At 65.0% G+C, this 11,844-nt stretch carries 14 protein-coding genes; 9 read left to right on the forward strand and 5 right to left on the reverse strand.

All coding sequences use genetic code 11. The features are described 5' to 3' along the window. Window positions 1-48 precede the first annotated feature (48 nt). Both EEB15_RS09805 and EEB15_RS09810 read left to right on the forward strand, forming a co-directional pair. On the forward strand, window positions 49-1,413 hold the full coding sequence (locus EEB15_RS09805) for a M23 family metallopeptidase (RefSeq protein WP_141509641.1): 1,365 nt from the start codon (window positions 49-51) through the stop codon (window positions 1,411-1,413). A 127-nt stretch (window positions 1,414-1,540) separates the two neighbouring features. Next, on the forward strand, window positions 1,541-2,650 hold the full coding sequence (locus EEB15_RS09810) for an anhydro-N-acetylmuramic acid kinase (protein WP_141509642.1): 1,110 nt from the start codon (window positions 1,541-1,543) through the stop codon (window positions 2,648-2,650). Here EEB15_RS09810 and erpA read toward each other — a convergent pair. From erpA to rplM, 5 genes are all read right to left on the reverse strand, one after another. Continuing rightward, window positions 2,647-3,012, reverse strand: coding sequence for an iron-sulfur cluster insertion protein ErpA (gene erpA, locus EEB15_RS09815; protein WP_141509643.1), 366 nt, complete (start codon window positions 3,010-3,012; stop codon window positions 2,647-2,649). The genes EEB15_RS09810 and erpA overlap by 4 nt on opposite strands. A 62-nt stretch (window positions 3,013-3,074) precedes the next feature. Beyond that, window positions 3,075-3,467 (reverse strand): polymer-forming cytoskeletal protein, encoded by a 393-nt coding sequence (locus EEB15_RS09820; RefSeq protein ID WP_141509644.1) that lies wholly within the window; start codon window positions 3,465-3,467, stop codon window positions 3,075-3,077. 29 nt (window positions 3,468-3,496) lie between these two features. After that, a complete protein-coding gene (locus EEB15_RS09825; protein ID WP_141509645.1) occupies window positions 3,497-4,204 on the reverse strand; it encodes a DUF6776 family protein in 708 nt (235 codons plus the stop codon). Between the two features lie 103 nt (window positions 4,205-4,307). Then, a complete protein-coding gene (gene rpsI, locus EEB15_RS09830; RefSeq protein ID WP_141509646.1) occupies window positions 4,308-4,700 on the reverse strand; it encodes a 30S ribosomal protein S9 in 393 nt (130 codons plus the stop codon). Further along, a complete protein-coding gene (gene rplM, locus EEB15_RS09835) occupies window positions 4,697-5,152 on the reverse strand; it encodes a 50S ribosomal protein L13 (protein WP_141509647.1) in 456 nt (151 codons plus the stop codon). Before rplM ends, rpsI begins: the two co-directional genes overlap by 4 nt. A gap of 229 nt (window positions 5,153-5,381) precedes the next feature. On the opposite strand from rplM, the gene EEB15_RS09840 reads away from it, so the two are divergent. The 7 genes from EEB15_RS09840 (at window position 5,382) to EEB15_RS09870 (ending at window position 11,838) form a co-directional block, all read left to right on the forward strand. After that, window positions 5,382-6,302, forward strand: a complete 921-nt coding sequence (locus EEB15_RS09840; protein ID WP_141509648.1) for a 23S rRNA (adenine(2030)-N(6))-methyltransferase RlmJ — start codon at window positions 5,382-5,384, stop codon at window positions 6,300-6,302. A 44-nt stretch (window positions 6,303-6,346) separates the two neighbouring features. Next, window positions 6,347-7,363, forward strand: coding sequence for a 1,2-phenylacetyl-CoA epoxidase subunit PaaA (gene paaA / locus EEB15_RS09845; RefSeq protein WP_141509649.1), 1,017 nt, complete (start codon window positions 6,347-6,349; stop codon window positions 7,361-7,363). After that, window positions 7,360-7,653, forward strand: coding sequence for a 1,2-phenylacetyl-CoA epoxidase subunit PaaB (gene paaB / locus EEB15_RS09850; RefSeq protein WP_141509650.1), 294 nt, complete (start codon window positions 7,360-7,362; stop codon window positions 7,651-7,653). Before paaA ends, paaB begins: the two co-directional genes overlap by 4 nt. After that, window positions 7,653-8,456, forward strand: coding sequence for a 1,2-phenylacetyl-CoA epoxidase subunit PaaC (gene paaC / locus EEB15_RS09855; RefSeq protein ID WP_141509651.1), 804 nt, complete (start codon window positions 7,653-7,655; stop codon window positions 8,454-8,456). The genes paaB and paaC overlap by 1 nt, the downstream gene beginning before the upstream one ends. Window positions 8,457-8,461: 5 nt before the next feature. Further along, the gene (paaD, locus tag EEB15_RS09860; protein ID WP_141509700.1) at window positions 8,462-8,959 is read left to right on the forward strand and encodes a 1,2-phenylacetyl-CoA epoxidase subunit PaaD; all 498 of its coding nucleotides are present in this window, start codon (window positions 8,462-8,464) and stop codon (window positions 8,957-8,959) included. After that, a complete protein-coding gene (gene paaE / locus EEB15_RS09865) occupies window positions 8,959-10,047 on the forward strand; it encodes a 1,2-phenylacetyl-CoA epoxidase subunit PaaE (RefSeq protein ID WP_141509652.1) in 1,089 nt (362 codons plus the stop codon). Before paaD ends, paaE begins: the two co-directional genes overlap by 1 nt. A gap of 249 nt (window positions 10,048-10,296) precedes the next feature. Further along, a complete protein-coding gene (locus tag EEB15_RS09870) occupies window positions 10,297-11,838 on the forward strand; it encodes a S8 family peptidase (RefSeq protein ID WP_141509653.1) in 1,542 nt (513 codons plus the stop codon). Window positions 11,839-11,844: the final 6 nt, after the last annotated feature.

Genomic DNA, 11,844 nt, shown 5'->3' on the forward strand with positions numbered 1-11,844 from the left:
TACACGGATGTAGGACAAACTCAATCCCCCATCGCGAGGATCCTTCCATTGAAAAACGGTTTTGTTGCCGCCGGTGAAAAGCTTTTGTCCCGTGCGGCCCACGCGCTGGAGCACCACCCCAAGCAAGTGACGGCATTGATCGCCGCGCTGCTGTTGGGCGGCGGCGGCGGCGCGTTCGCCGTGGCGTCGCTCACACCCGAGACCCCGGACACCGTGACGGTGCGCCAGGTGCTGGAAGCCGTGACGCCGCTGCCGGTGCAGGACCAGCTGCAGGCACTGGACGTGCATCGCTTCAAGCTGTTCCGCTCGGACGTCTCGCGCGCCAGCGACACCGTGGACGCGTTGCTATCCCGCCTGGGCATCGACGATTACCGCGCCGCCGCCTACCTGCGCGCTGACGCGGCGTTCCGCGCGAATGTGCTCGGCCGCTCCGGCCGTGGCATGACGGCCGAGGCCAGCGGCAACCAGTCGCTTGAAAAACTCAGCGCGCGCTGGGCGTCGCCCGACTATGACGGCACCTTCAAGCGCCTCGTGGTCGAGCGCCTGACGCACGGCGCGTTCGCATCCCGGATCGAAACCGCGCCGCTGGTCGCAGCCGCCCGCATGGGCAGCGCCACCGTCCGCACTTCGCTGTTCGCGGCCGCCGACGAGGCCGGTATCCCGGACGCGGTGGTGGGCCAGCTGATCCAGATTTTTTCCGGCGACATCGACTTCCACCGCTCCCTGAAGAACGGCGACCGCTTCAACGTGGTTTACGAAGCACTCGAAGCCGACGGCGAGGCGGTGCGCACCGGCCGCGTGCTGTCGGTCGAATTCGTGAACAACGGCAAGACGCACCAGGCCATGTGGTTCCAGCAGCCCGGCACCAAGGGCGCCTACTACACACTGGACGGCAAGTCGCTCGAGAGCTCCTACCTGGCGTCGCCGATGGAGTTTTCGCGCGTGACCAGCAACTTCGCGATGCGCTTCCACCCCGTCCTGCACAAGTGGAAGGCCCACCTGGGAACGGACTACGGCGCCGCCATGGGCACGCCGGTGCGCACCGTGGGCGACGGTGTGGTGCAGTTCGCCGGCGAACAGAACGGCTTCGGCAACGTGGTCATCGTCAAGCACAACAATACCGACGAAACCGTTTACGCCCACCTGAGCCGCATCGACGTGCGGCCCGGCCAGGCCGTGAACCAGGGCCAGAATATCGGCGCCGTCGGCATGACGGGCTGGGCGACCGGCCCGCACCTGCACTTCGAGCTGCGCGTGAACGGCGTGCACCAGAACCCGCGCGACATCGCCAAGCACAGCGACGCCGTGCCGCTCTCGGCCGCCGCCCGGCCCGAGTTCGACCGCATCGCGCGCTCGATGCGCATGCAGCTCGCCGCGGCGGGCTCGTCTGCCATCGTCGCACGCGCCGACTGAGAGCCTCGTCGATGAGGCCGTCGAGCGGCTAACATCGCCGTAAATGGACCCCCGCGCTCGTCACTTCGTTCTGTCGCTGCCCCCCGAGGGCGCTTCAGCCGCCTTGAGGCGGCTCCGCGGAGGCTGAGTGCCCGAGCTTTACATCGGCCTCATGTCCGGCACGTCGCTCGACGGCGTCGACGGCGTGCTGGCCGATTTCTCGTCCAGCCAACCCCACGTCATCGCGCATGCCAGTGCGCCGATGCCCGACGCACTGGGCGCCGAACTGCTGGCGTTGAACAGCAGCGGTGCTGATGAGCTGCATCGCGCCGCGCTGGCGGGCAATGCGCTGATGCGCGTGTATGCGGCGGTGGCCGGTGAGTTGCTCGCCGGCAGCAGCACGCCACGCGAGGCTGTGCGCGCCGTCGGCGCCCACGGCCAGACCGTGCGCCATCGCCCGCAGGAATTCGACGGCACCGGCTACACCTTGCAGCTGTGCCAACCAGCCTTGCTGGCCGAACTCTGCGGCATCGACGTGGTGGCGGACTTCCGCAGCCGCGACGTGGCCGCGGGCGGGCAAGGCGCGCCGCTCGCGCCCTTCTTCCACCGGGCCATGTTCGGACGCGCCGGCGAGACCGTGGGCGTGCTGAATCTGGGCGGCATCTCGAATATCACGCTGCTGCGTGCGGACGGTTCGCAGCTGGGCTTCGACTGCGGTCCTGCCAACGCCTTGATGGACGCCTGGTGCGCCGAACACAAAGGACAGCCCTATGACATGGACGGCGCCTGGGCCGCCTCAGGGAACGTTCTGCCGGCCTTGTTGGACGCGATGCTGGCCGACCCCTATTTCACCAAGGCGCCGCCCAAGAGCACGGGGCGGGACCTGTTCAACCGGCGCTGGCTGGACGCGCACCTCGCGGCGATCGGGCCCGCCGCACCGGCCGATGTGCAGGCGACATTGGCGGATCTCACCGCGCGGGCTTGCAGCGCCGATGTGCTGCGCTACCAGCCCGACCTGCGGCGCCTGATCGTTTGCGGCGGCGGCGCCTTCAACCGCCACGTGATGGGGCGTCTCGCCGCCCTGTTGCCCGGCGCGCAGGTGGCGTCGAGCGGCGATTCGGGTTTGCCGCCGCTGCAAGTCGAGGCGACGGCTTTCGCCTGGCTGGCGCGCAAGGCGGTGCTGCGCGAAAAGCTCCATCTCCAAAGCACAACGGGCGCCAGAGGCGCCCGTGTGCTGGGATGCATCTACCCGGCTTAGGTCGAGAAGCTGGAGCCGCAGCCGCAGGTGCTGGTGGCGTTGGGGTTCTTGATGACGAACTGGGCGCCCTGCAGGTCTTCCTTGTAGTCGATCTCGGCGCCGACGAGGTACTGGTAGCTCATGGCGTCGATGAGCAGCGACACACCGTTCTTCGACATGATCGTGTCGTCTTCATTGGTGACTTCATCGAAGGTGAAGCCGTACTGGAAGCCCGAGCAGCCGCCGCCCTGCACGAACACGCGCAGCTTCAGCTCGGGGTTGCCTTCTTCGGCAATCAGGTCGGCCACCTTGGCCGCCGCGCTGTCGGTAAAGACCAGCGGTGCCGGCATTTCAGTCTGGACGTTTTCTGCAACTGCGCTCATGGATGCTCCGAGGGATTGGGTATCTTGGCCCAATAGTACTGTAAATCGCTCGGGAATTGCGCTCAGTGGTTATTTGCCGCCAGCTTGAGTAAGGGCTTTTCGTCGGCGTCAATCGGCGCCAGCTGGCCGGTGATCATGGCGCCCTGGTGCATTTCGAGCGCCTTGTAGTGCACATCCCCTTCGATTCGCGCCTTGGGCTGTAGTTCCAACAACTCGCGCGCATAGACCGGGCCGCGCACGGTGCCGTTGATGATGACGTGATCGGCGTGGATCTCGCCCTGCACCACCGCCGATTCGGAGATGACGAGGATGCTCGACTGCTCGGTATTGGCGCGCGTGTTGCCGACCACTTCGCCGTCGATGCGCAGCCCTTCCGTGAACTGCAGATTGCCCTCGATGCGGCTGCCCTGAGCGATCAGGCTCTTGATGGGCGGTTGTGCTTTCTTGCCAAACATGAATTTTCCCTCCTCAACGTACTTTGCTTTTACAGCTTGATGCTTTGTACGGCACGGGTGGCCGTGCCTTCCACCACCTTGGCGGATACGTTTTTTACCACGGCCTGAGCCGGCAAGTCGACCATTCCCTCGATCCGCCGGTATTGGCGGAACTGCAGCGCCTGGGCCCCGCCGGGCAATTCCATCATCCAGGGCTTGCCGTTCAACGTTCCCGCAATGCTCACTTCGAGCTTGCCGCGGAACTCCGGTGCGTTCTTGACGGGCTGGATCACCAGGATCTGCCACTTGAGCTGCGAGCCGCTCAACACTTCGGCCTGCAGGCCCCGAATGGCAACGCCTTCCGCTCCATGCGTGGGGATGAGCTTCTCGAAAAATCCCAGGTCGTCTCGCAGCGCACGGTTCTCGACCTCCAGCGCCTTGATCTGGGCAATCATGCGCTCCTGCGTGGCCTTCTCGGCCGTGATGAGGCTGGCGGACGTGTTGAAGACAGACTGGGCCTTGTCGCGCTCATCGCGCAGCTTGGACATTTCGCCTCGCAACTTCAACAGCTCTTCTTTGTTGCCCGATTCCAACCCCGCGATGTCCTTGCCGAACTCGAAGGCCCACAGCGCGATGGCGGCGCAAAAGCCCAGCACGATGGCGGCACCGGCCCAGCGAAGGGGCCAGGGCATCGCGCTGCGAACAGCCATGCGGGGCGCGCTGATCGTCAAACGGCGGCGAAGCAGTCGAAAACGCATTTTCTCTTTGTCTCCTCAACAGCTCGACCATACAGCCGGAAAAAAAGCCGCAACAAGCGAACTTGTGCGGCTTTGTTTCTGCGGTAACAGCAGCGTGATCTGATTAACGCTTGCTGAACTGCTTGCGGCGGCGAGCGGAGTGCAGGCCGACCTTCTTACGTTCCACTTCGCGCGCGTCACGCGTCACGAAGCCGGCTTGCGACAGCGCGGGCTTGAGGGTCGCGTCGTAGTCGATCAGAGCGCGGGTGATGCCGTGGCGTGCCGCACCGGCCTGGCCCGACTCACCGCCGCCATGGACGTTGATCTTGATGTCGAACGTTTCGACGTGGTTCGTCAAGAACAGGGGTTGCTTGACGATCATGATCGAGGTCTGGCGGCCGAAGAACTCTTGAATGTCCTTGTCGTTGACCGTGATCTTGCCCGTGCCCTTTTTCATGAACACGCGAGCCACGCTGGACTTGCGGCGGCCCGTGCCATTGTTCCATTCACCGATCATGCTCTGGCTCCCATTTGCGTCTCAGGAAGTTCCAGCACTTTGGGTTGCTGGGCGGTGTGGGGATGCTCTGCACCACCGTACACCTTCAGTTTCTTGATCATCGCGTAGCCGAGCGGGCCCTTGGGCAGCATGCCCTTGACGGCCTTTTCCAGCGCGCGGCCGGGGTGCTTGGCTTGCATGTCGCGGAAGTTGGTGGCACTGATGCCGCCCGGGAAACCCGAGTGGCGGTAGTACACCTTGTCCATGTTCTTCGTGCCCGTCACGCGGAGCTGGGCAGCATTGATGATGACGATGAAGTCACCGGTATCGACGTGAGGCGTGTAAATGGCCTTGTGTTTGCCGCGCAAACGGAGAGCAACTTCGCTGGCTACTCGTCCGAGGACCTTGTCGGTCGCGTCAATCACAAACCACTCGTGCGTCACGTCAGCGGGTTTGGCGCTGAACGTTTTCATGAGTTCTCTTTCGAGTTGGTTTGGCGGGCCCTTTTCCACGGTCGGCGTTCCTCTGACGGGAATCTCTTAGGTGGGGTATAGACCGTAAACGCGATTCGCAACGTGTTTACTCTCTATCTCTGACGCGGGACCACAAGGCGCTGCAGAGCCCGGGATTATACGAAGAATCAAGGACTTAGCACAAGGCGAAGGCGGCAAAGGGCCCACCGGGCCGGGTTACCATCGCCGGATGTTCAGCTACCGCCACGCCTTCCACGCAGGAAACCACGCCGATGTGCTGAAGCACACCATGGTCATCGCCATGATGCGGCACCTGACGCAAAAAGACGCAGCTTTGGTGGCTGTCGACACCCATGCCGGGGCCGGCTTGTACCGGCTCGACGGCGACTATGCCGGCACTTCGGGCGAATCGGCCGATGGCGTTGTGAAGCTGTTTGCAGCGCTGAAGCCCACCAAGCCTTCCGATGTCGCTATCAAAGACGTAGCGCCGATCCTCCAGGACTACCTGGACACGATCGCCGGCTTCAACACCGGCGTCCAGCTCAAGATCTATCCCGGCTCGCCCTTCATCATCCAGCGCCTGCTGCGGGAAGAAGCCCGCGACAAGCTGAAGCTGTTCGAGCTGCACCCCACCGACATCAAGGCCCTGGCTGGCAACATCGCCCAGCTCAAGGCCGGGCGGCAGGTCGCGGTGGCCCGGGAAGACGGCTTCGAGGGCCTGAAGGGGTTCATTCCCCCGCCGTCGCGCCGCGCCTTCGTGCTGATCGACCCGAGTTACGAGATCAAGAGCGATTACGCGAAAGTTAGTACCTGCATCCAGGACAGCCTGAAGCGTTTCGCCACCGGTACTTACGCCGTCTGGTACCCCATCATCCCCCGGCCCGAAGCCCACGACCTGCCGCGCCGGCTGAAAACCCTGGCCACCCAAGCCGGGAAACCGTGGCTGCACGCAACGCTGAACATCGGCCAGGCCGAAGAGCGCAACGTCCCCGGCGAGCCGGAGCGTGGGCAAGGCCTCACGGCCAGCGGCATGTTCGTCGTCAACCCACCGCACACCCTGAAGGCGGCTTTGGCGCTCGCGCTGCCTCAATTGGTCCAGGTGCTGGGCCGCGGGCGCGGGCAGGGACAGACGCTGGAAAGCGGCGGGTAATCCATTAGCCGACCGCTCGGTCGGCTAATGGATATACTTGCGGCATGTACACGCAAGCCCTGGACCTTCCCGACCCCCAGCGCAATCTGCAGGCCGTGGCGCCGCCCGCCACCGCGCAGCAGGAACAGCTGGAGGCGCAGTTCAACGCCAAGATCGACGCCGACCGCAAAATCGAGCCGCAGGACTGGATGCTCGAGGCCTACCGCAAGACGCTGGTGCGCCAGATCAGCCAGCATGCGCACAGCGAAATCATCGGCATGCAGCCCGAAGGCAACTGGATCTCGCGCGCGCCTTCCCTGAAACGCAAGGCCATCCTGCTGGCCAAGGTGCAGGACGAAGGCGGCCATGGCCTCTATCTGTATTCCGCCGCCGAAACATTGGGCGTCACGCGTGACCAGATGCTCGACGGCCTGCACACCGGCAAGGCCAAGTACAGCTCCATCTTCAACTACCCCACCCTCACCTGGGCCGACGTCGGCACCATCGGCTGGCTCGTGGACGGCGCGGCGATCATGAACCAGGTGCCGATCTGCCGCTGCTCTTACGGCCCTTATGCCCGCGCGATGATCCGCATCTGCAAGGAAGAGAGCTTCCACCAGCGCCAGGGCTTCGAAAGCCTGATGACGCAGATGAAGGGCACGCAAGCCCAGCGCGACATGGTTCAGGAGTCGGTCAACCGCTGGTGGTGGCCGGTGCTCGCGATGTTCGGCCCGCCGGACGCCGACAGCCCCAACAGCGCGCAAGGCATGCGCTGGGGCATCAAGCGCATCAGCAACGACGACCTGCGTCAGAAGTTCGTCGACGCCACCGTGCCGCAGGCGAAGATCCTCGGCGTCACCCTGCCCGACCCGGACTTGAAGTGGAACGAGGAGCGCGGCCGTCACGACTACGGCGCGATCGACTGGGACGACTTTTGGGCCGTGGTCAACGGCAACGGCCCGTGCAACAAGGAACGCCTGGCCACGCGCGTGAAGGCGCATGAAGACGGCCAATGGGTGCGCGACGCGGCCCTCGCGCATGCGCGCAAGCAGCAAGCCCGGCAGATGAAGGAAGCAGCATGAGCGATGTCAAGAATGAATGGCCCTTGTGGGAAGTGTTCGTCCGGTCCAAGCAGGGCCTGGAGCACAAGCATTGCGGCAGCCTGCACGCCGCCGACGCGCAGCAGGCCTTGCAGATGGCGCGCGATGTCTACACACGCCGCATGGAAGGCGTGAGCATCTGGGTCGTGCCGTCGGCGACGATCACGGCCAGTGAGCCGGAAGACAAGGCCGAGTTCTTCGAGCCGGCGAGCGACAAGATCTACCGGCACCCGACGTTCTACGAGATCCCCGACGAAGTGGGGCACATGTGATGGAAGACAACAAGGCCCCTGCGCTAGCGCCCGTGGACTACCTCCTGCACCTCGCCGACAACGCCCTGGTGCTCGGCCAACGCAACGCCGAGTGGTGTGGCCATGGCCCGGTGCTGGAGGAAGACATCGCCATGGCCAACATCGGCCTCGACCTGATCGGCCAGGCGCGCATGCTGTACCAGCACGCGGCCACGCTGATCGGCGGCGACGCGACGGAAGACCGGCTCGCCTACTTCCGCGACGCCGCCGAGTTCCGCAACTACACGCTGCTCGAGCTTCCTCATCACGGACCCTTGGCCGGCACCGCCGCCTCGGACCGCGACTACGCCACCACCATCACCCGCAATTTCTTCTACAGCACGCTGATGCTGCTGCTGTGGGAAGCGCTGCAGCAGTCGAAGGACCCGCAGCTGGCGGCCATAGCGGGTAAGGCGCTGAAGGAAATGCGCTATCACGTCCGCCACTCGCGCGACTGGCTGGTGCGCCTGGGCGACGGGACGGATGAATCGCATCGCCGGATGCAGGCGGCGGTCGATCACCTTCTCCCCTACACGCAAGAGTTCTGGGGCCCGTCGCCGGTGGAAGCGCGCGCAGTGGCTTCGGGTACCGGCGTCGATACGCGCCTGCTGCGCGAGTCGTGGGACCGCACGGTTGACGACGCACTCGCGGAGGCTACGCTGCGCAAGCCGGCTGCGGGCGGCTACCTCACGCGCGGCAAAGATGGCCAGCATTCGGAACACCTGAGCTACCTGCTCGCCGAAATTCAGGGCCTCGCTCGCCAACACCCCGAAGCGACGTGGTGAACGTGATGACCCGCACGCAGCAGGCCTGGGAGCTGCTGGAGTCGATCCCGGATCCGGAAATCCCGGTGGTCTCGATTCGAGAGCTGGGCATCCTGCGCGAAGTGACCGAGCACGACGGCATGCTCGAAATCGTCATCACCCCCACCTACAGTGGCTGCCCGGCGATGGGCCAGATCGAGGACGACGTGCGTGCCGCTCTCGCAGCCAACGGCATCGAGGCCCGCGTCGTGACGCGCTTGGCGCCGGCCTGGACAACGGACTGGATCACGCCGGAAGCCAGGGAGAAGCTGCGCGCGTTCGGCATCGCGCCGCCCCATACGGCCGTGGCCGACAACGTGGTGCGTTTCGCACGCCGCACAGAACAAGCGCACGCCCAAGTTGTGTGCCCTCGTTGCGGCTCCGCCAACACCACGGAAACCTCGCACTTCAGTTCCACCGCTTGCAAGGCGCTCTACAAGTGCCTGGACTGCCTGGAACCATTCGACCACTTCAAGCCCTACTGATGGCCCTGCACTTCCACCCTCTCACCGTCAAGCGCGTCACCCCCGATGCGGCGGGCTCGGCTGCGATCACGTTCCAGGTTCCGCCGGGCCTGACCGATGAATTTGCCTTTCGCCCTGGACAGTTCCTGACTTTGCGCGCGACCGTCGATGGTCAGGATCTGCGCCGCAATTACTCCATCTGCAGTCCCGCGCAGCGCTACGCCGCGACGTGCGAGATCGACGTCGGCATCAAGCCGGTGGAAGGCGGCCTGTTTTCGCGCTGGGCCGTGCAGTCGCTGAAGCCGGGCAGCATCGTCGACGTGATGGCGCCTGACGGCCGCTTCAGCCCGCGTGCCGAGGGTGCACGCCATCGCGTCGGCTTCGCCGCGGGCTCCGGCATCACGCCCATCCTGTCGATCATGGCAACGACGCTCGCAGGCGAGCCGCATTCGCGATTCACCCTGGTCTACTGCAACCAGCGCGCCAACACCATCATGTTCAACGAGGCACTGCAGGACCTCAAGGACAAATACCCCGCGCGCGTCGCACTGCTCCACCTGCTGTCGCGCCAGCCGCAGGAGGTGGCCCTGTTGCATGGGCGGCTCGATGAAGCCAAGGTCCGGGAACTGCTCGAGTCTCTGCTGCCGGCATCGGATATCGACGAGGCTTTCATCTGCGGGCCGGAGTCGATGATCGAGGGCACCGAGCGGGCGTTGAAGGCAGCGGGTGTCGCGGCGGATCGCATTCATGCGGAACGCTTCGTCCCGCCGGGCGGCGCCGCGCCGGTGCGGCCGCGCGCGCCGGCGGCGGCGAGGCTGGCCACGGGCCACGCGCACCAATTGGACATCGTGCTCGACGGCAAGACCCATCATCTCTCGATGGCGGCAGACGACCGTGTGCTCGACGCGGCGCTCGACGCGGGGCTGGATCTGCCGTACTCGTGCAAAGGCGGCGTCTGCTGCACCTGCCGCGCGCGCGTGCTCGAAGGCCAGGTCGAAATGGAAAAGAATTTCACGCTCGAGAAATGGGAGATGGACAAGGGCTTCGTGCTCACTTGCCAGTCCCGCCCGCTCACCGCCAAGGTCGTGGTGAGCTACGACGAGCGATAAGCGGCGACGCATCACCTCGCGTGACAAATTCACGCAGGTTCCGCAACGAGCCGTAATTTCTGACGCACGTTTTCGGGCTGCCAACTCATCAGTTGTAAGCTCAGCATTCACACGCTTACGTTACAACGGATGAGGTGCCCCTGAACTCATCCTTGAGCCCCTAACATCGCGGCGAGTCTACGAGCGGCGCCCCGCTCTTCCGTCCGCGGGCCGCAGCCCGCGGCTCCGTCCGATCCGTTCGAGGCCCTCATGAAACGTCCTTTTCCTTTGCTCGTCCGCGCGCTGGCGCTCACCGCATCCGCAGCAATCCTCGCATTCGCGCAACCGGCATCGGCACAGTCGGCCAACGCGCCGGCAACCTACCCTTACACAGCATCGCGCGCGATACCGGGACGCTACATCGTCGTCTTCAAGAACGATGTGACAGACCCCGCCGCATCGGCCGCGACCCTCGTTCGGGGCGTCGGCGGGCAGTTGCACCACACCTACAAGGGAGCGCTCAAGGGATTCGCCGCCGCGATCCCCGATGCGGCCCTGCAGGGGCTTCGGAACAATCCGCACGTGAGCTACATCGAGCAGGACCAGACAGTGTCGCTGCAGCAGGTGAGCTCGCCGCAGAACCAGGCCACCTGGGGCCTGGACCGCATCGACCAGGCCGATCGGCCGCTGGACACGCAATACCATTTCAGCGCTAGTGGATCGGGCGTGAACGCGTTTGTCATCGACACCGGCATCCGGGCCGACCATGTGGAGTTCACCGGCCGCCTGCGGCCCGGCTACGACGCAGTAGCCGACGGCAACGGCACGAACGACTGCCACGGCCACGGAACCCACGTCGCGGGAACGATAGCGGGCACGACCTGGGGCGTGGCAAAGGCAGCGTCGATCATTCCCGTGCGCGTTTTCGGCTGCACCGGCTCCGGTTCGTGGAGCGCAGTGATTGCTGGCGTGGACTGGGTGGCCAACAGCCCCTTGCGCCCCGCTGTGGCCAACATGTCGCTCAGCGGAGGCGCGTCCGCGGCGGTCGATGCCGCTGTCGCGGGCGCTGTCGGCAAGGGAGTCACCATCGTGGTCGCGGCGGGCAACAGCAACGTCGATGCCTGCGGCACCTCCCCGGCGCGCGAACCCAGCGCCATCACCGTGGGCGCCAGCACCAGCAGCGATACGCGTTCGTTCTATTCCAACCTGGGCGCCTGTCTGGACCTGTTCGCACCGGGCACGGCGATCACATCGGCCTGGTACACCGGCGCGACAGCGTCGAACACCATCAGCGGCACGTCCATGGCATCCGCTCATGTCTCTGGGGCCGCCGTGCTGACACTGCAAGCCAATCCCACGGCTTCGCCCGCCACCGTGGCGGCTTACCTGAATTCCACAGCCACACCCAACCGCCTGACATCGATCGGCACGGGTTCACCGAATCTGCTGCTTTATGCGCTGGGTAACGGTGCCACCGCGCCGGCGCCCACGACACAGACAGTCGCGCTCAAGTCCATGGTCGGGAACGCGACCAAGAGCGGCGGCAACTGGAAGGCTTCCGCCGTGGTCACCGTGCGCGACGTCAACAGCGGCGCAATGGTCGCCAATGCCGCAGTCGCGGGGACTTTCTCACCGGGGGGCTCTGCCAGCTGCGTCACCGGAAGCAATGGAAGTTGCTCGCTGAGCAGCTCGATGATGAAGTCGAGTGCGTCCGCGAGCAGCACCCTCAGCGCGACCGGCATTTCCGGAACGCTCATGAACTACGACGCGAGCCAGAACGCGGTCAGCCAGATCATCATCAGCAAGCCTTGAAGGCTT

This window comes from Ramlibacter sp. WS9 (assembly GCF_003797765.1).
Lineage (GTDB): Bacteria > Pseudomonadota > Gammaproteobacteria > Burkholderiales > Burkholderiaceae_C > Ramlibacter.

What these genes read in the sequence shown, in the direction of transcription:
- erpA (WP_141509643.1), bottom strand. Translation starts at nt 3,012, where the DNA reads ATGAGCGCAGTTGCAGAAAACGTCCAGACTGAAATGCCGGCACCGCTG.
- EEB15_RS09820 (WP_141509644.1), bottom strand. Translation starts at nt 3,467, where the DNA reads ATGTTTGGCAAGAAAGCACAACCGCCCATCAAGAGCCTGATCGCTCAG.
- EEB15_RS09825 (WP_141509645.1), bottom strand. Translation starts at nt 4,204, where the DNA reads ATGCGTTTTCGACTGCTTCGCCGCCGTTTGACGATCAGCGCGCCCCGC.
- rpsI (WP_141509646.1), bottom strand. Translation starts at nt 4,700, where the DNA reads ATGATCGGTGAATGGAACAATGGCACGGGCCGCCGCAAGTCCAGCGTG.
- rplM (WP_141509647.1), bottom strand. Translation starts at nt 5,152, where the DNA reads ATGAAAACGTTCAGCGCCAAACCCGCTGACGTGACGCACGAGTGGTTT.
- EEB15_RS09840 (WP_141509648.1), top strand. Translation starts at nt 5,382, where the DNA reads ATGTTCAGCTACCGCCACGCCTTCCACGCAGGAAACCACGCCGATGTG.
- paaA (WP_141509649.1), top strand. Translation starts at nt 6,347, where the DNA reads ATGTACACGCAAGCCCTGGACCTTCCCGACCCCCAGCGCAATCTGCAG.
- paaB (WP_141509650.1), top strand. Translation starts at nt 7,360, where the DNA reads ATGAGCGATGTCAAGAATGAATGGCCCTTGTGGGAAGTGTTCGTCCGG.
- paaC (WP_141509651.1), top strand. Translation starts at nt 7,653, where the DNA reads ATGGAAGACAACAAGGCCCCTGCGCTAGCGCCCGTGGACTACCTCCTG.
- paaD (WP_141509700.1), top strand. Translation starts at nt 8,462, where the DNA reads ATGACCCGCACGCAGCAGGCCTGGGAGCTGCTGGAGTCGATCCCGGAT.
- paaE (WP_141509652.1), top strand. Translation starts at nt 8,959, where the DNA reads ATGGCCCTGCACTTCCACCCTCTCACCGTCAAGCGCGTCACCCCCGAT.
- EEB15_RS09870 (WP_141509653.1), top strand. Translation starts at nt 10,297, where the DNA reads ATGAAACGTCCTTTTCCTTTGCTCGTCCGCGCGCTGGCGCTCACCGCA.